Source organism: Akkermansiaceae bacterium, assembly GCA_019634595.1.
In the GTDB taxonomy this organism is placed as follows: domain Bacteria; phylum Verrucomicrobiota; class Verrucomicrobiia; order Verrucomicrobiales; family Akkermansiaceae; genus Luteolibacter.
The window spans coordinates 1,009,016-1,027,142 of the sequence record JAHCBC010000002.1 but is presented as its reverse complement, the minus strand read 5'-3'; the positions used below and the strand labels follow the sequence as shown (position 1 = coordinate 1,027,142).

The following is an 18,127-nucleotide window of genomic DNA, read 5'->3' as shown; positions in this document are numbered from 1 at the left end:
CCGGGCCGGTCCCGCGACTGCAACCGCTTCCAAGCCACCGTGGGTTTTCTCAACGCAATCAAACGTTGGCGTCTCGCCCGACAAGGGCTGTCGTCCGGCAAAAAGCGCCGTGTGCACAGTGAGAATCCTGTCATCCAGGCACTGGAGGAGAGTTTCTGGGTGCGCCTCTCCCTCTACGCCACCTTCGTGGTGACCATCGCCGTCATGGTGATCCAGGCCCCCATCGACTCCACCTTCGCGGATAATCCGGTGAAGGGCGGCATGTATGCGGCGGTCGTCGCCCTCACGGCGTTGGTGATGTTCCACCAGAGCCATGTGAACTCCTGCCAGCGCAACAGCCGGGTGGTTCTGGTCCTCGGCGGACTCATCGGCCACCTTTCCATCGTCCGGGTGGTCCTTTCCCTCAACACCTCCGCTTCGCTGCCGGAGGCGTTCAGCTTCCTGTTCATCCCCTTTGCCCTCGTGCCCATGCTGCACAGCGTCCTGCTGGGCCGGAATGTGGGATCATTCTCCACGGTCTTCGTCAGCTTCATCGGCTGTTTGTTCGTGCCGCGGGAGGATGTCATCGGTTTCCTCATCGTCAGCCTGGTCGGCGGGATGACCGCCGTCGTGCTGACGGAGCGGATCCGCAAGCGCGTCCAGCTTCTCCGCGCGGGTCTCTATGTGGGCGCGGTGACGCTCATCCTGGTCTTCATCCTCGGCAGGCTGGACATGTCCTCCGCCTTCGGCCCGCAGGCTGCGGACAGCCTGCGCCTGCTGGGCAAAGGCTGCGCCGCCGTGTTCGGCACGGGCGTGGTCACCGCCCTGCTCATCAGCGGGTTGCTCCCGGTTTTCGAGGGTTTCTTCCGCCTCACCACGGACATCAGTTGGCTGGAGCTGAGCGACCTGAACCACAAGCTGCTGCGGCAGATGCAGCTCGAGGCCCCCGGCACCTTCCACCACAGCTTGGTCGTCGCCTCCCTCGCCGAAGCCGCTGCGGAGAAAATCGGCGCGAACGCCCCGATGTGCCGGGTCTGTTCCTACTTCCACGATGTGGGCAAGCTCAAGAAGCCGACCTATTTCATCGAGAACCAGCACGACGGCAACGAGAACCCCCATGACGCGCTCACGCCGACCATGAGCGCGCTCATCATCATCGCCCACGTGAAGGACGGGGTGGACCTCGCGGTGAAGCACAAGCTGAATCCCCGGATCATCGATGTGATCCAGGAGCACCACGGCGATTCGCTGGTGGCCTACTTCTACCGCCGCGCGCAGGAACAGAAGAAAGCGGAACTGGACAAGGTGGACCGGAAGCTGGAGAACCCGGAAGACCTGCCCCAGATCGGCGAAAAGAACTTCCGCTACCCCGGCCCCCGCCCCAGCACCCGGGAAAGCGCCATCATTTCCCTGGCGGACGGCATCGAAAGCGCCTCCCGCTGCCTCCAGAAACCCACCCCGGCGAAGATCCGCCAGCTCGTCGAGGACATCGTCCGCTCCCGCCTCAACGACAACCAGCTCAACGAGTGCCCGCTCACCCTGCAGGAACTGGCGGCGGTGAAGGACAGCTTCGCCAGCACCCTCCGCAGCATGCTGCACACCCGGATCGACTATCCGAAGGATGACACCACCGCAGGTGGCAAGCGCGCGTCCGACATCCAGCGGCCCGCCACCCCGACGGACAAGACGGACCTGAGCCGCGGCGGCCGCACCCAGCGGCTGGAGAGCGTCTGAAACTTTCGTCCCAACACCCACCCATGTCGCTTGAGATCATCATCGGCAACAACCAGGAAGCCATCGAGATCCCCGAGGCATGGTTGACCACATACGAAAGCATCGCCTGTGAAGCCGCCGGCCTCGCCTTGGCCCGCGCCGCCCAGCCGGACAGCCCGCTTTCCTTTCTGGCCACGCTGGAAGTCGCCCTCGTGGATGATGAAACGAGCGACCGCGTCCACCGCGAGTTCATGGACATCGAGGGAGCGACGGATGTGATCACCTTCCATCATGGGGAGATCGTCATCGGCGTGGAGGTGGCGGAACGTCAGGCGGCGGAGTATGGCGAGCCGCTGGCCCGCGAGCTTCTGCGCTACTTCATCCACGGCCTGCTGCACCTCGCGGGACATGAGGATGCGGACCCGGCGGAACGTCAGGCGATGGAATCCGCGCAGGAGGAGATCGTCGCGCAACTATGGACCCCCGCGCTCGAGTCCCGCCTCGGTTGATATCCGCTGAAATCTTCCCCTCCGGCGCATCGTTTCCTCAGGCCACGCATTCCCGCGTCCGGACCGATTTTCCGCATACCCGTTTGATGAAACCGCATCTCGCCGCCGCCGTCCTGGCCGCCTCCACCCTCTGCTCCGCGCAAAGCCCGCCGGACGGAGCCAGCCTCCATACCCTCAACTGCGCCGCCTGCCACCTCCTCGACCAATCGCTGGTCGGCCCGTCGCTGGTGGAGATCCGCAAGTTCTACCTCGGGAAGCCGGATGACTTCGTGAAATGGGCCGTCGCCCCCGGCAAGAAGCGGCCCGGCGCGGTGGACATGCCATCCATGGTCCACGTGGGGGAACCCGGACTGCGGGCCATCCATGCCCACATGATGGCCATCGCGGAAGGAGTGAAGGAAAAGAAGGTGGAGAAAGGCGATCCCTTCGCCCAGTCCCCCACCCAGGCCGCGCGGCCGCAGGTCCAGCGGATCTTCCTGCCGAACGCCGGCCCCGCGGCCATCGCCATCGCCTTGGACGACCAGACCTCCCTTTGCTGGGACGCCGGGGCATGCCGCCTGCGCTATGCATGGACCGGCGGATTCCTCGAAGGCTACCCTTACTGGAAAGGCAACGGCAGTTCGCTGGCGAAGATCAAGGGCACCGTCCGCTACACGGAGCCAGCCCCTCTCTTTGACGGCGTGGCGAAGTTCCACGGCTATGACATGGACGGCGGCCTGCCGGTGTTCCGCTACACCGTCGGCGACAGAAACATGACCGAACGCTTCACGCCCGAGGCCGGAGGCTTCAAGCGCCACCTCACCCTCTCACCGGCACCGACCTCCCCGCTCATGCTGGAGTTTCCGCAGGAGAAATCCGTGAAGATCACCAGCGACGCCGGCAAATGGGACAAGAACCGCCTCACCCTTTCCCCGTCGGAGTCCGCCTCCTTCACCCTCACCTTCCGTTTCCAATGATCCCTTTTCGCCTCCTCGCCCTTGCAGGGCTGCTCGTTTCCCCCGCGCTGGCGGATACCTGGACGGACCACTTCATGCTCGAAGCGCTTCCGAATCCTCCGGGCATCGATCCCCAGGTCGGCGCGCTCGAAGTGCTGGCGGATGGCAGGCTCGCCGCCGCCTTCCACCGTGGCGAGGTGATGATTTACGATCCGGCAGCGAAATCCTGGTCCCTTTTCGCCAGCGGACTCCAGGAACCATTGGGCATGCTGGCCCAGCCTGACGGCAGCCTGCTGGTGATGCAGCGGGCCGAACTCACCCGCCTGGTGGATGCCGACAAGGACGGGAAAGCCGAGCGTTACGAGACCTTCTTCGACGGCTTCGGCATGACGGGGAACTACCACGAGTTCGCCTACGGTCCCGTGCGGGACAAGGATGGCTCGCTTTTCATCGTCCTGGGCGCAGCCTCGAGCGGTGCTCCGATCCGGCCGGAACTGCGGGGCGAGTTTTCCGGGATCGGCCAGGCGGACTTCGACCAGATGAAGGACGCGAAGAACTGGAAGGAAAACAGCAAGCTGGCGGGCCGGATGTACTCCCGTGTGCCCTACCGCGGATGGGTCATCAAGCTCTCCGCCGATGGCAAAACGTCCGAACCCTGGGCCAGTGGCTTCCGCTCGCCGAATGGCATCGGCTTCGACGCCCATGGCCGCCTCCTCGTCACCGACAACCAGGGCGACTGGCGGCCCACCAGCCCGCTTTATGAGATCGAAAAAGACGGCTTCTACGGCCACCCGGCGTCGCTGGTATGGCGCAAGGACTGGGATGGCCGCGATCCCATGAAGATGCGGGTGGAGGAACTCGACGGGATGCAGACCCCCGCCGTCGGCTTCATGCCGCAGGGGGAGCTGGCGAACTCCCCCACGGAGCCGGTCATCATCCCGGACGGTGCTTTTCCCAAAGAGTTCGACCGGCAGACGCTCATCGGCGAGATGAACCAACCCTGGCTCGTCCGCGTGCTGGATGACGAGGTTTCGGGGCAGTTCCAGACCGCCCTCGTCCCGTTCCTCGATGGCTCGCCGCTCGGCATCGGCAACAACCGCCTCGCCTTCGGCAAGGACGGTTCGCTCTACGTCGGAAAGACCGCCCTCTCCTGGGCCGGTTCCTTTGGCATCACCCGTGTGAAATGGAATGGGAAGCCGTTCTTCTCCATCTCCGGCGTGAAGGCGACACCGGCAGGCTTCACCGTCACACTTTCCGAACCGGTGGATCCTGCCACGACCGCAGGCGTCATCACCAAACGGCATACCTACAAGTACCACGCCAACTACGGCTCGCCGAAAGTCGATGAAACGAAGCTGCCCGCCAAGGCGACGCTTTCAGAGGATGGCCGGACGCTCACCCTCGACCTCGGTGGCCCGTTGAAGGAAAAGTATCTGCACCTGCTCGACCTCACCTCCCTGCGTGCGAAGTCCGGCAACAGCCTGCTCGGATCGAAGGCTTGGTATCAGGTGAACAAGGCCCCCTGAGCGGCGTAAGGAGGGTGGACATTGCGGCAAAGCCACTATGTCCACTGCGCTCCCATTCCTGTCCACCGGCTGCAATGGCACCAGGCAAAGAGCAGAACAGGGAGAAATGAAGTGGGGATTTCAGTCCGCCTCGGAGCACCCCCGTAAATGACCATCTCTCCCCACCCTATGGTCATGGCGGGTCCAGCGTCTCACCGCTTTTTGACCGGTTTAGCATAATTGATTCATGGTCCTGGGCCATAGCTGTAGGGGTCCAACAGCACTTGGGATATCCACATGCAGAGTGGAACGGAAAACCCGACGCTCAAAATTGCCAAGCCAATCGAATAGCCCCACCGGGTCCCAGATTGGTGTGCCTGAAAGAACCGCCAAAAATAACAGGACAAGAGAGAAACGAAAAACACTCCCAGGCAAATTGGGAAAATAATAAGGATAGCGATAAGCGGACCTCCTTCTCTAAGAGCGATTCTTGTAATGGCGGTCATCACAAGCGATCCAGAAATGAGCGTAACCAGATACTCCAGAAGGCGAAGAAAGAAAAAATTTCGGTTTAGGTTTTTCATTATCCCTCTGCCGTCAGAGGTGAATCTGTGGTGCTCCCCCGGGAAGGAAGCTCTCTCCCGATTTCATCCACGCGCAGTCCGAAGCCCGGACCGCTGACGCTGCGGAGATCGATGGTGCCATTCCGCCGTTGGTAGAGTCCGGGATGAATCCTTGCCTCCGTCTCCGATGCCATCGGATAGAACTGCATGGCGTTGGTTTCCACTCCTGCGATCGTCGGGGAGTATGCCGCCAACAGGCAATGGGGCACTTGGGCCAACATGGGATTGGTCAGGTCCTGCACCATCAGGGTCATCCCATGGGCCTGGGCCCAGCACAGACTGAGGAGAGCACCGGTCTGGGTCTTGCAGGTCTTTAGGGCCACTCCGGTCCATCCCAGTTCCCGGCCGCGGCGGATATTCCGCCAATCGTGCGCGCTTTCGTCCAGAAACAGTGGCTTCCGCGAAGCCACGGCATGGACAGGAATGGGATGCTCATCCAGTTCATACGGGAAAGGCTGTTCCACATAGAGGATCAGCGCGAACACACCAGGCTCCTCATCCCGCAGGCGGTCGAGGACATCCGTGACATAAGCGGGATCCGTCACCGTGCAGTTGAAATCCGCCGTGAGCCAGAGAAGCCCCATTTCCAGCGCCACCTTGCCGATCCTCAGAAGCCGCTGGTAGTCCCACTCCAGGTCATTCCCACGGAGCTTGATTTTAAGGGCTTTCAGGCCATCCCGGCGGATCCAGTCAATCAGGGTCACCGGATGACCGTCCTCCGGTTCGTCCCCGGCAAGGTCTGTTTCATCGATAGCATCCAGGCCACCCACCAGATGCCACGCCATCAGCTCGTCCCGCCGCTGGGGCAGCAGGAAGTCCGCCGGAAACCTCCCTTTGAAAGACAGATCGCCACGATCCTCCGCGGGACTCAGAAATGAGGACAGATCACGGCTCATCCATGGAGCCCGGTAGGTCCGGTAAGTGGCCACATCATTGGCCATTCCGTAGGCATCATGCAGGGCAAGATCAAAGGCCGAAGCACAGACCAATGCCGCGAGCCACGGCATGGCGGATCCCTCCGGCCGCCGGTCATTGAAGATCCGCAGTTGGCGGCCCAGTTCACCTTCGATGAAGTCATGCCCTATTTCCATCGCGTGCCCTTGGGCGGGAAATTGTGGCCACGCCCGGGCAAGCTGCCGGCAGAAATCGCACAAGGCCGTATGGCGCTCCTCATAGGAAAGCACCGACGGCCATACCCATTGGACGCTGAGAGGCGTTTCGCCCCACCCGTCCGCTTCACGCCCGTCCGCCCTCGTCACCCCCAGGCGGACACGGGCACAGGTGATGGAGGTCAGTGTCTCCCCGCCGAATTTCAACGGCACCCGGGTGGTTACAGGGAGGAAGAAAAGCTCTGCGGCGGAGACGCGGATGTCCGTATCCATGGCTGGTGCGTTCAGTCAGGCAGCGCCCTGTTTTTGGTTTCCGGGGCCAGCCAGATCACCAGCATTCCCAACAGATAGATCAGGGAAATCGTGGCCCCCATTTGGGCATAGCCTCCATAGTGCTGCACCAAGGCCCCTCCGGTGAGGGCCCCGGCGGCGGCCACGATCCTTCCCGCATTATAGCAAAGCCCCTGCCCCGTCGCGCGGACCCTTGTTGGAAACAATTCAGGGAGATAGAGCGGAAAAAATCCATAAAATGCGGCTGTCACGGCTCCCGTCGCAAATACCGTGACGAGAAAGGTGACGTTGTATTCGGACTGGGTGCGGAAAAGGAAAGCGCAGACTCCCAAAGACAAAGCGCAGAGCGTGAAATATCCCCATCGCCTGCTGTAACGGCCGACCAGGATGGGTGCCAGGAGGCTGCCGGCCATGGCCCCGAACGAGCATGCCATCTGTGCGTTCGCTTTGGCTCCCGGCACCGTTCCCTGGCTCATTTGGTCCGTCCACAGAGGGATCCACTGGACCGAGGCCCAGGTGCCGATCAGCGCCACCGAAGACAGGACGATGCCGATGAGGGTCCTGCCGAGCAAAGGCGGGCGGAGAACCGTCCGCAGCGGAGAAACAACATCGGCTGAAACGGCCCTGGATTTCTCCCAACGCTCTGATTCGGGCACGAAAAGCCTGATGAGGAACGTCAAAAGCGCGGGCGACGCGCCAACGAGAAACATCCAGCGCCAGGAATCCGGCGTGACATGAACGATGGCCGCGAGCAATCCCACCAGCACCATCCCGAGATTCGCCGCCATGCCAATCGCACCGGCCAGCCATGGCCGGTGTTTCTCCGGCCAGACTTCCATCACCAACGCAACCCCGAGCGCCCATTCCCCTCCCATGCCCAGCGCCGCCACAAACCGGAACCCCGCCAGATGCCACGGGACCTGCGCGAAATATCCGGCCCCACTGAAGAGGGAATAGCACAAGATGCTCAAGGCCATCGCCCTTACCCTTCCGATCCGGTCTCCCAGCCATCCGAACGCAACACCACCCAATGCCGCTCCGACCAGGAATGCCGCGGTGATTTTTCCCATCCACTCGCCAACCAAACCTTCACTGCCTGAACCCAGCATATCCAGCAGCGCGGGTCGCGCCACCACCGGAAACAAACCGATCTCAAATCCGTCGAACAACCATCCGAAAAACGCGGCCAACAGCGCCAATAAAGGGCCATTCTTTCCTCCGGAATTCTTGTTTGCGTTCGAGGTCACCAAAGAGTCTCCGGACTCTCCCGGAAGGCGAGATAACGGCACAGGCATCGTTCATCTATCAAGAAGAAGCACCGGACGGGGCGACCCGTAACCATGGGGAAAGCTTCATTCCGGAAAACGGGATGGCCCCCGGGTCAAGGCCGGTACGCATGCCTGTTCCTCAGCGCCTGCTCCAGCGGCGGCTGCGGATCACACAGACGGTCGATCATCCTGTCCCACACTTCCCTGCCCTTCAGGATCTCCACCTCGATCCGCAGGAAATAGATCGGCACGTTCAGTTCGGTGGGGCGCGGGAAGCGGACGGCGTCCTTTTCGGTGGTGATCATCAGGTCCATGTCCCGCTCGACACAGCGCTGCATGAACTGGTCCACATCCTTCCGCGTGAAGCGGTGGTGGTCGGAGAAATGCCGCCGCACCTCCACCCGCGCGCCAAGCTTCTCCACGGAACGCTCGAACGCTTCCGGCACGGCGATGGCGCTGATGGCGGCCACCCATTTCCCCTTCAGGAAATGCAGCGGCTTGCGCTCCCGGGTGAACAGGTTCTCCAGATAGATCGGCCCGTGGGTGGTCTCCACGATCTCCGCGGTCCTGTTGTATTTCCGGATGCGCCTGATGAGCGCCTCGTTCGATGTACTGTCACACTTGGTGAGGAAGATGTAACTCGCCCTGCGGAGGTTTTTCGGCGGCTCGCGGAGGGTGCCGCGTGGCAGCAATGCCTCCGTGCCGAATGGGGAACCCGCATCCACCAGCACGATGTCGATGCCATGGGCCAGGTTCAGGTATTGCATGCCATCATCCAGCACCAGGGTATCCGCGTCCAGCTCGTTGATGGCGAAACGGCCGCCTTTGACCCGGTCCTTGTCCACCACCACGCGGACTCCATCCAGGTTCCTGGCCAGCATGAATGGCTCATCCCCCGCGTATTTCGAGTCGAGCAGGAGGGCCGATCCGGTGGAGACGACCTTGGGCATCCTGTCGGGGTCAACGGCGGAGCCGTCCCTGTGCCGCCATTTCTGGGGCCGGTCCAGTTTCTTGCTTTTGTAGCCGCGCGAGAGGATCGCCACCCGCCGCCCGCGGTCGCGCAGTGTCTTCGCGAGGAATTCCGTCACCGGTGTCTTTCCCGTACCGCCCACGGTGATGTTGCCGATGGCGATGACGAGGGTCCCCAGATGCCGCTGCTGCTTCCACCCGGTGCGGAAAAGCGCGAGGCGGGTCTGCACCAGCAGGCGGAAAACGCCGGACAGCGTGGTCATCGCCAGCCGCATCATCGCGGCGCGGAAACCCTTCGCCCTGCCGAAGATCACATCGGATCCCCAGCGTTCGAGTTCGGCGAGCATTTCCTTCATCGGCGCAACGACGATGGTCCGGCCCGCGACCGGGGATCAAGCGCCGAAAAACGCCCGCTCGATCACCCACTTCACCCCCCACAGCGCGACCACGATGGAACCTCCGATCTGGATCTCCTTCGTCCACCTGCGCAGCGGCCACAGCAGGAGAAACGCCGCGGCCAGCACCGTGATCTGAGCCAGCTCGACCCCGATGTTGAACCCCAGCAGCGGCAGCGCGAGGGCCTTGCCCTTCACCCCCTCCAGCTTCTCACCCAGCACGCTGGCAAAGCCGCAGCCATGGATGAGGCCGAACAGGAAAACGAGGATGACCCGCTGTTTCCCCAAGCGGTGGACGAACAGATTCTCGATGCCGATGAAGGCGATGCTGGCGGCAATGGCGACCTCCACCCACTTCCCGGGCAGCGAGATGACGCCGAAGATGGCGAGGGCGAGCGTGATGGAGTGGGCGAGGGTGAAGAGCAGGGACTGGCCCACCAGCGGCTTCCATTTCGGAGCCATCAGGAAAAGCCCGAGGATGAAAAGCAGGTGATCCAGGCCGAGCGGGATGACATGATGGAAACCGGACAGCAGCCACTCGGTGAGCCGCGTTTTCGGCGGCTCCACCGTCCCCGCCGCATCCACCTTGAACAGGATGGTCGAGCTGCCGGCCGCGGCGGTCACCACAGGCGCATTCGCCTCATCATACACGGCGATGAATTCCGATTCCAGATCGTCCTCCCAATGCGCCACGAGTCTGCCCGGTCCCGGCCGGGCGTCCGCGATGATCTTCACCGAAAGAAGCGCCGTATCCCCCGCATCATCGGGGAGATCGAACGGCTCTTTTTTGAAATCGGGAAACTCGATCCTCCACCCTACCGTCTCCTCATTGTAACTGAGGTGCAGCATTTTCCGGAGCGTGTTCTCCGTCTCGCGGCGGTAGCGGGCGAGTTGCTCCGGCGGAGCCTGCAGGGTTTTCGCCCGGCTCAGCGGCAGTCCGTCCGGCACGCCCCTCATCTCCGGCAGCATGAAGGCGATGTCGATCTCCCCGAGCAGGCGCCACTCTTTCTCATCCGCCTGGAATTCGAACTCCACGGCGTCGATGACATGGGCGGCGACGGGAGCCAGGATGGCCAGCAACAATCCCAGCGAAAGGAGCAGGAAACGGAGGAGTTTCATGAAATGAGTGAATGGATTACTTCGCCAGCAGGCGGATCTCCTCAGATCCCGGGACAGCATCGTAACGCACGAGGCCACCCTTCACCGGCACCGTCTTCTCCACCGCGCTTTGCTTGACCGTGCACTCCTTCCAATCGGCCGGGACGGCGGTTTCCAGGGTGAGTGGCAGGTCGTAGAATGCCGGATCCTCCTTGCTGGTGAGGCTGAGCCTGATTCCGCGGGGGACGGTCTGCAGCACCTTCACCTCCGCACTTTCCCGCTCTTTCCTATACTGGATGTAGTGGACGACGTCCGCGACCCAGATGTTTTCCTTCTCAGCGTCCAGCTTGTCCAGAATGGCGGTGAACCATTCCACCGGCGTGACCAGCCAGTCACCACCGACCCCGTGCATGTCGAGGTGCCCCATCTCCCCGCCCGCGAGCGCTTTGTCGATGGTGGCGACGCATTCCTCCGCGGATTTCTGGTGGATCGGCGGCCCCCAGAACGAAGGACGCTCCACCAGATGGTGCTTTGCGAGAAGCGCGGCGACCTCGTCGTCGGTGACCTTCCACGGCACCCCGCCGGGCTTGCCGTAGCCGATCAGGCGCGGCCATTTCTTTTCCGGGGTGAATGCCTTGATCGCTTCGTTCGCTTTGGCGAATTCGTCGTCCAGTTGGGCGACATCCGTCGCCCCCACATGGGTGAAGGTATGGTTCTGGAGCGCGACGACCGGACTCGCAGCGGCCTTTTCCCACTGGGCCTTTTTTCCAGGTAACGCGCCTTTTCCGGCGTTGATGTAGAAGTTTCCGACGATCCCCCGCTTCTCCAGTTCCGGGATCACGTTGGTGAGGTGGGTCGGGCAACTGTCATCGAAAGCCAGCAGGAAGACCGCTTTCTTCCCGTCCTTCCATTTCAGGACCTGGGTTTCGCCGATTTCCCCAGCCAGGAGGGGCTGGATGGCAAAGAGGGCACATGCGGCCACCGCCAAACGCCGGATTCCCATCACCCGGTGGATGGCGGCTGACGGAAGGGTCAAAGCGGAGATCTCTCGCATGACCGCCTTTATAGGAGGCATTTGTCCCCCCGCAAGCACGGCCTCGAGCGGGCAAAAGTGTGATTTGAAGCCGGAATCCGGCGGAAAAACCCCGCTTTACAAGCCCCGGAACGACCATCATAGTCCGCCGCCCATGACCTTCGCCGCGATCAATTACCTCTCGATCAGCATCAACCTGTTGCTCGTCGTATTTGTTTTCGTCTGCGTCCTGATGACCCTCGTCATCCTGATGCAGCGCCCGAAACAGGAGGGTCTCGGCGCCGCCTTCGGCGCTGGCGTGACCGACCAGGTCTTCGGTGCCCGGACCACGAATGTCCTCCAGCGCGGCACCGTTTATCTCGCCTCCGCATTCTTCATCCTCAGCCTTCTGCTGGCGATCCTCATCGGTTTCCAGAACAGGAAGAACTCGCTGCTGGTTCCGAAATCCGCCAAACCCGCCGCAGAAGCACCGGCCGCCCCCGCTGCACCGGAGAAGCCGAAGTCCCTCACCGATGATCTTCCTGAAACCACTCCGGCACCGGTGACTCCCGCCACTCCGGAAGCACCGGCACCAACCCCTGCCCCGGAAGCCCCGGCACCAACCCCTGCCCCGGAAGCCCCGGCACCAACCCCTGCCCCGGAAGCCCCGGCACCAACCCCTGCTCCGGAGGCACCTGCCCCCGCTCCGGAATCCACTCCTGCGCCGGCTCCGTCAGAAAAACCGGAGGGGCAGTGACGCTTCCAGCGGCGTGACCGATCCCGCCGCCGATACCCCCGCGTTGCCTGTCTGGGCGCGCGACACCGCCTTTCCCGAATCTCCGGGAGGCTGGGGATGGGCCGACTCCAAGGACAAACGCACGCTTTGTGCATCCCAGGAGGAGCTTTCCCAAGCCGTCATCTCCGATGAAGGAGGCAGCGTTTCCCTGGTCTGGACTCCGGAAACACCGCGGATGGTGCTGCCGGAGGAAGTCCCCGCCTTGAATCAAGCCGTGGCCGCTTCCCGCGCGAAATGGGCGCGGGGGGATCTGGACCACTACACTGCGCGGCTGCGGCGCGGGCTGATCTTTTTCAGCATCATTTTCGCGTGGGTGTTTTACGGCAACTACCGCCATGTGAGCGGCACCTCGTCCTTCGGGGCGCTGGACTCACTGGCCAAGGCGCTCCGCGCCACGCTCAACCACGGATTCATCGAGATCGGCTTCCTGCTGCTGATCATGTTCGTGCTGATCCCTTGGTATCAGGCGCGGAAACGCTACAATGAACAGGGCCGTTTCAGCACCCCTGCGGGACTTTCCGAAGCGGTGCCCGCCATGCGGTTCGAGACTTGGCTGGAACGGCGGAAGGCTCCCTTCACCTTGATCTTCCTCGGATTGATCACCCTCGTCGGTGTCGCGCAGCTTCTCTCCGACGGGCCGCAGTCCAGCATCAAGGCCGCGGGATTGGTGAAAGATGCCTACCGTGCCGGCGAATGGTGGCGGCTTTTCACCGCGCCGTTCATGCACGGGCACCCCATCCATTTCCTGATGAATGCCGCGGCGCTCCTTTATCTCGGCAAGCGGCTGGAGGTGTTCGCCCGCTGGCCGCACCTGCCGATGGTGTTCCTCTTCTCCGCCGTCGTCGGAGGGCAGGCATCCGCCCAATTCCTCAAGAATGCCGACTCCGTCGGAGCATCCGGCGGACTCATGGGCTGGCTGGGGTTCCTGCTCGTCTTCGAAACCCTGCATGCCCGTCTGGTCCCCCGTTCCGCCCGCAGGCGTCTGGCGGCGGCGGTTTTCCTGACCGCGCTCATCGGGCTGATCGGCCATCGCTTCATCGACAACGCCGCGCACGCCGGAGGGCTGGTGGCAGGCATGCTCTACGCCGCGATCGTTTTCCCGAAGTCGTCCTCGGTCTATCGCCCGCAGTCCACGCTCACCGACCGCATCGGCGGCTCACTCGCGCTCGCCGCCTGTGCGGCCTCCGCAGCATTCGCCATCTGGAAGATCTGCGCGCCCGCGTAGCGAACCTCGTGAGAGGCTCGGCTGGGAAGAAGCCTGCTATCCCGGAATGGCGTATCCGGAAGACTCCCACCCCGTGAAGCTCCGCTCGTAGATGAAGAGGAATCTCGGGATGACTCCGGCCATTCTCCACCGAAGGTCTCACGACCTTCGCTACCTCACGCCTGCTCCACTTTCTCCGGTTTGCCGCTCTTGATCGAACGGTAGATCGCTTCCACGGCCAGCAGATCCTTCAAGCCTTCCTCGCCCGGAACGGCGAACGGCTTGCCGTTGAGGATGGCTTCCGAGAACGCGTCCATCTCCAGCACAAAGTGGTCGGAGGGAGGGAAGGCGAACGGAACCTTGGCATCCGAGGTCCACCCGGTCTGGCCGCTGTAGCCATACGCGGGACCCATGCCGTAGCGCCCTTTCTCCGCGGTCACGGTGAAGTTGTTAGCGCCGTTGAAATTGTAGGTCGTCATGCAGTTGGCGGTGATGCCGGAAGCGAACTTCATCTGCCAGGTGATGGTTTCATCCACCTCCGCGAACTTCACCGGGTCCGTCTTCGTCTCCAGCGCGGAGATCTCCACCGGTTCCTCTCCGGTGAGATAGCGGCAGGCATTGAGCGCATAGACGCCCACATCCATCAGGGCACCGCCACCCGCCAGATCCTTGCGCAGCCGCCACTGCTTCGGATCGCCGATCTTGAAGCCGAACTCCGCGTTCACATGCTTCAGGGCACCGAAAACCTTCTCCCGCCCGAAGCGGATCGCCTCCAGGTGGTGCTCCTCGAACTGGCAGCGGTAGGCCACGCCCAGCAGCACCTTGGCTTTCTCACAGGCGGCGATCATCTCGCGGCATTCCTTCGCGGTGTTTGCCATCGGTTTCTCGCAGAAGACGTGCTTGCCCGCCTTCGCCGCACGCAGCACGAACTCATGGTGCATCGAGTTCGGCAGGACGATATAGACCACATCCACATCCTTGTCCCCGATGATCTTGTCGAAGTTCCCGTAGTCATAGACCTTGTCCTCCGCGAGGCCGTATTTCTCCCGCCACTCCACGCCCTTTGCCGGAGTTCCGGTCACCACGGCAGCCAGCCTGGAATGCTTCGACTTCAGCAACGCAGGCGCGATCTGGTTCTTGCTCAGCGAGCCGAGGCCGACCAGCGCCCAGCCGAGCTTCTTCGGTTCCGGCTGCGCTTCCTGGGCTTTGGAATAGACGGAGGCCAGCGAGGCCCCCACGGCGAGTTTGATGAATGGACGTCGGTTCATGAATGGATTTGGGGAAGGCAGGGTCAGAGGCTCGGGTAGGGCATGGAGAAGGTATCACCGTCCTCCATCTTCCCACTGTCGAGGCCTTTCTTGAACCACCTCATGCGCTGCTCCGAAGTTCCGTGGGTGAAGGAATGGGGGACGATCTTTCCCTGCTGCTTCTGTTGGATCGCATCATCCCCGATGGCGTTCGCGGCGCGCATGGCCTCCTCGATGTCCGACTTGTCCAAATTGAAATACTCCACCGACTGCCGCGCCCACATGCCGGCATAAAAGTCCGCCTGCAGCTCCAACCGCACGGAATACTGGTTATACTCCGGCCTGCCCCGCATCGCCGCGACCTTGTCGGAATCCCCCAGCAGTTTCTGGACGTGGTGGCCCACTTCATGGGCGATCACATAGGCCTGGGCGAAGTCACCCGGTGAGTTGAAGGTTCTCGCCAGCTCGTCAAAGAAGGTCAGGTCGATGTAGATCCTCTGGTCCGCGGGGCAGTAGAACGGCCCCATCGCCGCACTGCCGGTGCCGCAGCCGGTGGAAACATTGCTCCGGAACACCACCAGCTTCGGCTCCACATATTGCATGCCATGCCGGGCGAACTCGGCTTGCCACACTTTCTCCGTGCCCTTGAGCACGCGGCTGACGAACTCATAGCGCTCCTGGTCCGCGGGTGTCTGCACGTATTCGCTGCCACCACCGGAACCTCCGCCTGAAAGCTGGAGTGGATTGATGATCCCGCATTTCCATAGAACGAACCCGGCCACCACCGCGACTAGGATCCCTTTGATCCCGAACGTCCTGCCGATCAGTGTGAGGATGCCGAACATCCCACCGCCACCTCCGCCGAATCCCCCTCCACCACCGGTCCGTCCCCGTGCGTCCTCGATGTTCCGGCTTCCCTCGCGATCCTTCCAGTCCATGATCTTTATTTGTCGTTGGGTAAAGGTCTATGCCATCCCTCCGCCAGCCGCAAGCACGCAAAACAACGCCTCACCGTGGATACAACAGGTAGGGTGCCCGCACGGCGGCGAAGGCCCGCAACCCCGGCTCCCACGCCACGCGGATCTCATCCAGGCTTTTCCCGGCAAGGACCGCATCCACCGTGGGCCGATCCCCCGTCAGCTTGAGCATCTTTGAAATGCCCGCCTGCTTGCCATAAAGCCGGTGAAAGGCCGAGGCCATCACCACCCCCAGGTCCACCGGACGGAACACGTCCCGGTTGGTCACCTGGATACGCACGCCGCCACATTCCCGCCCTTTGAAGACGCTGGCCACCGGGGTGAACCGGACCGGCACGAACCCGACGCCCGGCAGCCCGGCACGTGTCAGTTCCGCCGCGAACTTCAGTTCATCGACATACGGCGCGCCCACCAGTGAAAACGGCGCATCCGTCCCCCGTCCCACGCTGATGTCGCAGAACTCCAGCAAGCCAACCCCGGGGTAGAGCGTGGCGGCATCCAGGCTCCTCATGTTCGGCGACGGATTCCGCCATGGCAGCCCGCAGCGGTCATACCACTGGAGGCCTGTGCCCTCACACTTCACCACCTCCAGTTCCGCGCCGTATTTCCGCTCGCCGTTGATCATCAGCGCCAGTTCCCCCACCGTCATGCCATGCCGCACCGGGATCTCATGGGTGGCGATGAAGCTGCGCTCCTCTGTGAGCACCGGCCCCTCGACCGCCGCACCGATGGGGTTCACCCGATCCAGCACGATGAACTTCACCTTCGATTTCCCCGCCTGTTCGATGCAGTTCGCCATGGTGGAGATGTAGGTGTAGAACCGGCAGCCGATGTCCTGGATGTCGAAGACGAGCGCGTCCAGCCCCTCCAGGTCCGCAGGGAGGGGACTACGGGTTTTCCCGTAGAGACTCTTCACCGGCAGCCCCGTGCCCTGGTCCTTCGTGTCGGTGATCTTCTCGTGGTCCTGCTCGCCGCGGATGCCGTGTTCCGGACTGAACAGAACCTTCAATTCCACCCCATCCGCCTTGTGGAGCAGATCGATGGTGGAGTTGCGCTCCCGGTCCTGGCCGGTGTGATTCGTCACCAGGCCGAGCTTCATGCCCTTCAGGCGGGCGAAGCCCTCCCTTTTCAGAACGTCCACGCCATTCAGGACAGGCACCGGCGCGGACGGAGGAGGCAGGTTCTTCTTCGGGTCCACCGGCAGGGCATCCGGCACGTAGAGGAAATTGTAGCCCGCCACCGCCTGGGCTGCGAGCGTCCCCAGTTCCCGCTGGAGCAGGAGGGAATTTCCGCCGGACGGATGGTTCCGGTTCGACAGGAAAATGATGAAGGTCCGGGAAAAGGGATCGATCCACAGGCTCGTTCCCGTCCATCCGGTATGGCCGTATCCACCGATGGGCAGCAGGTTTCCCCGCAATCCGGCATAGGGAGAATCGATGTCCCAACCGAATCCCCGCCGGGGGAGCCAGTCCGGCGTCTGCACGGAGGTCATCAGTTTGACCGTTTCCGGCTTCAGGATGGCGCCCCCGCCGGAGAGCATCATCCTCGCGAACTTCGCCAGATCCTCCGCCGTGGTGAAGAGACCCGCATGGCCCGCCACCCCGCCCATTTTCCGTGCGGTGGGGTCATGCACCACTCCCCGCAAGACCGTGCCGTCCGCCAGCTTTTCCGTCGGCGCGGTCTCCGCCGCCACCTTCGGCAGGTAGCCGCTCCGCGTCATGCCCAGCGGGGTGAAAATCTCGCGGGCGCAGAAAACATCCAGCCCTTCCCCGGACACCCGCTCCACGATGGCTCCCAGCAGGATGAAATTGATGTCACTGTAACGGTAGGCGCTGCCCGGAGCATCCGTCGGCGCTTCCTTCCGGATCTCGCCCAATGCCCCCGCCAGACCGCTCCAATCCCCCCTGGAGGAAATCCCCGCACGCAGTCCGGAGGTATGGGTCAGCAACTGCCTGACCGTGATGGCATTCTTTCCGCCCTCCGCCATCTCCGGGAGGTAGCGGACGAGCTTTTCCTCCAGATCGATCTTACCGCTCTCATGGAGCTTCATGACCGCCGTGGTAGTCGCCACCACCTTCGTCAGCGAGGCGGCGTCGAAAATGGTGTCCACCGTCATCCCCTCACGTGCCGGCACGAGGGCCCGCTGTCCGAACGCCTTGGCGTGCAATCCGTCCTTGGTTTCCACCCATAGGACACCACCGGGGATCTTCCCCTCCGAAATGGTGCGCTCAACCGCAGCGTCCATCGCCTCCAGCCGGTCCGGCCGGAGGCCTGCCACCAGCTCCGAAGCCTGGGTCAGTTGGGAAAACAGGAGAAGGATCAGGGAAAACCGCATGCTCCGGGATCTATCCGGAAGCCGGAGATTTCCCAACCAAATTCAGCGGGGCGGCGTGGGCGGAAAAGGAAGGCAGGGACGGCATCCGGCATCACCGCCTTTCGCTCCGCCGGATGCGGACTGCGCCTCGGTTTTGGAGGAGAATTTGCGAAAAAACGGCGA

The 18,127-nt window shown here is 62.7% G+C and carries 14 protein-coding genes; 6 read left to right on the top strand and 8 right to left on the bottom strand.

Going from position 1 to position 18,127, the window contains the following annotated elements; all coding sequences use genetic code 11:
* Positions 1–111 precede the first annotated feature (111 nt).
* The 4 genes from KF712_10195 (at position 112) to KF712_10180 (ending at position 4,662) form a co-directional block, all read left to right on the top strand.
* Complete coding sequence (locus KF712_10195) at positions 112–1,713, top strand: HDIG domain-containing protein (protein MBX3741350.1); 1,602 nt, start codon at positions 112–114, stop codon at positions 1,711–1,713.
* 23 nt (positions 1,714–1,736) lie between these two features.
* Complete coding sequence (gene ybeY, locus KF712_10190) at positions 1,737–2,201, top strand: rRNA maturation RNase YbeY (GenBank protein ID MBX3741349.1); 465 nt, start codon at positions 1,737–1,739, stop codon at positions 2,199–2,201.
* Positions 2,202–2,287: 86 nt separating this feature from the next.
* On the top strand, positions 2,288–3,157 hold the full coding sequence (locus KF712_10185; protein ID MBX3741348.1) for a hypothetical protein: 870 nt from the start codon (positions 2,288–2,290) through the stop codon (positions 3,155–3,157).
* Complete coding sequence (locus tag KF712_10180) at positions 3,154–4,662, top strand: hypothetical protein (GenBank protein ID MBX3741347.1); 1,509 nt, start codon at positions 3,154–3,156, stop codon at positions 4,660–4,662. Before KF712_10185 ends, KF712_10180 begins: the two co-directional genes overlap by 4 nt.
* 562 nt (positions 4,663–5,224) lie before the next feature.
* Here KF712_10180 and KF712_10175 read toward each other — a convergent pair.
* From KF712_10175 to KF712_10155, 5 genes are all read right to left on the bottom strand, one after another.
* A complete protein-coding gene (locus tag KF712_10175) occupies positions 5,225–6,646 on the bottom strand; it encodes a mandelate racemase/muconate lactonizing enzyme family protein (protein MBX3741346.1) in 1,422 nt (473 codons plus the stop codon).
* Between the two features lie 11 nt (positions 6,647–6,657).
* Positions 6,658–7,854 carry an MFS transporter gene (locus KF712_10170; GenBank protein ID MBX3741345.1) on the bottom strand — a complete coding sequence of 399 codons (1,197 nt, stop codon included), beginning with the start codon at positions 7,852–7,854 and terminating at the stop codon, positions 6,658–6,660.
* Between the two features lie 191 nt (positions 7,855–8,045).
* Complete coding sequence (lpxK, locus tag KF712_10165) at positions 8,046–9,257, bottom strand: tetraacyldisaccharide 4'-kinase (GenBank protein ID MBX3741344.1); 1,212 nt, start codon at positions 9,255–9,257, stop codon at positions 8,046–8,048.
* 36 nt (positions 9,258–9,293) lie between these two features.
* Complete coding sequence (locus tag KF712_10160) at positions 9,294–10,415, bottom strand: HupE/UreJ family protein (GenBank protein ID MBX3741343.1); 1,122 nt, start codon at positions 10,413–10,415, stop codon at positions 9,294–9,296.
* Between the two features lie 16 nt (positions 10,416–10,431).
* Positions 10,432–11,448 carry a polysaccharide deacetylase family protein gene (locus KF712_10155; protein ID MBX3741342.1) on the bottom strand — a complete coding sequence of 339 codons (1,017 nt, stop codon included), beginning with the start codon at positions 11,446–11,448 and terminating at the stop codon, positions 10,432–10,434.
* 133 nt (positions 11,449–11,581) lie between these two features.
* Between KF712_10155 and secG the strand changes: the two genes are divergently transcribed.
* Both secG and KF712_10145 read left to right on the top strand, forming a co-directional pair.
* Positions 11,582–12,163 carry a preprotein translocase subunit SecG gene (secG, locus tag KF712_10150; protein MBX3741341.1) on the top strand — a complete coding sequence of 194 codons (582 nt, stop codon included), beginning with the start codon at positions 11,582–11,584 and terminating at the stop codon, positions 12,161–12,163.
* Between the two features lie 13 nt (positions 12,164–12,176).
* Positions 12,177–13,427 carry a rhomboid family intramembrane serine protease gene (locus KF712_10145; GenBank protein MBX3741340.1) on the top strand — a complete coding sequence of 417 codons (1,251 nt, stop codon included), beginning with the start codon at positions 12,177–12,179 and terminating at the stop codon, positions 13,425–13,427.
* Between the two features lie 155 nt (positions 13,428–13,582).
* Here KF712_10145 and KF712_10140 read toward each other — a convergent pair whose 3' ends face one another.
* From KF712_10140 to KF712_10130, 3 genes are all read right to left on the bottom strand, one after another.
* A complete protein-coding gene (locus KF712_10140; GenBank protein MBX3741339.1) occupies positions 13,583–14,674 on the bottom strand; it encodes a Gfo/Idh/MocA family oxidoreductase in 1,092 nt (363 codons plus the stop codon).
* Between the two features lie 23 nt (positions 14,675–14,697).
* Positions 14,698–15,591, bottom strand: coding sequence for a neutral zinc metallopeptidase (locus KF712_10135; GenBank protein MBX3741338.1), 894 nt, complete (start codon positions 15,589–15,591; stop codon positions 14,698–14,700).
* Between the two features lie 70 nt (positions 15,592–15,661).
* On the bottom strand, positions 15,662–17,965 hold the full coding sequence (locus KF712_10130; protein MBX3741337.1) for a DUF1343 domain-containing protein: 2,304 nt from the start codon (positions 17,963–17,965) through the stop codon (positions 15,662–15,664).
* Between the last annotated feature and the right edge of the window lie 162 nt (positions 17,966–18,127).

What these genes read in the sequence shown, in the direction of transcription:
- ybeY (MBX3741349.1), top strand. Translation starts at nt 1,737, where the DNA reads ATGTCGCTTGAGATCATCATCGGCAACAACCAGGAAGCCATCGAGATC.
- KF712_10185 (MBX3741348.1), top strand. Translation starts at nt 2,288, where the DNA reads ATGAAACCGCATCTCGCCGCCGCCGTCCTGGCCGCCTCCACCCTCTGC.
- KF712_10180 (MBX3741347.1), top strand. Translation starts at nt 3,154, where the DNA reads ATGATCCCTTTTCGCCTCCTCGCCCTTGCAGGGCTGCTCGTTTCCCCC.
- KF712_10175 (MBX3741346.1), bottom strand. Translation starts at nt 6,646, where the DNA reads ATGGATACGGACATCCGCGTCTCCGCCGCAGAGCTTTTCTTCCTCCCT.
- lpxK (MBX3741344.1), bottom strand. Translation starts at nt 9,257, where the DNA reads ATGAAGGAAATGCTCGCCGAACTCGAACGCTGGGGATCCGATGTGATC.
- KF712_10160 (MBX3741343.1), bottom strand. Translation starts at nt 10,415, where the DNA reads ATGAAACTCCTCCGTTTCCTGCTCCTTTCGCTGGGATTGTTGCTGGCC.
- KF712_10155 (MBX3741342.1), bottom strand. Translation starts at nt 11,448, where the DNA reads ATGCGAGAGATCTCCGCTTTGACCCTTCCGTCAGCCGCCATCCACCGG.
- secG (MBX3741341.1), top strand. Translation starts at nt 11,582, where the DNA reads ATGACCTTCGCCGCGATCAATTACCTCTCGATCAGCATCAACCTGTTG.
- KF712_10140 (MBX3741339.1), bottom strand. Translation starts at nt 14,674, where the DNA reads ATGAACCGACGTCCATTCATCAAACTCGCCGTGGGGGCCTCGCTGGCC.
- KF712_10135 (MBX3741338.1), bottom strand. Translation starts at nt 15,591, where the DNA reads ATGGACTGGAAGGATCGCGAGGGAAGCCGGAACATCGAGGACGCACGG.
- KF712_10130 (MBX3741337.1), bottom strand. Translation starts at nt 17,965, where the DNA reads ATGCGGTTTTCCCTGATCCTTCTCCTGTTTTCCCAACTGACCCAGGCT.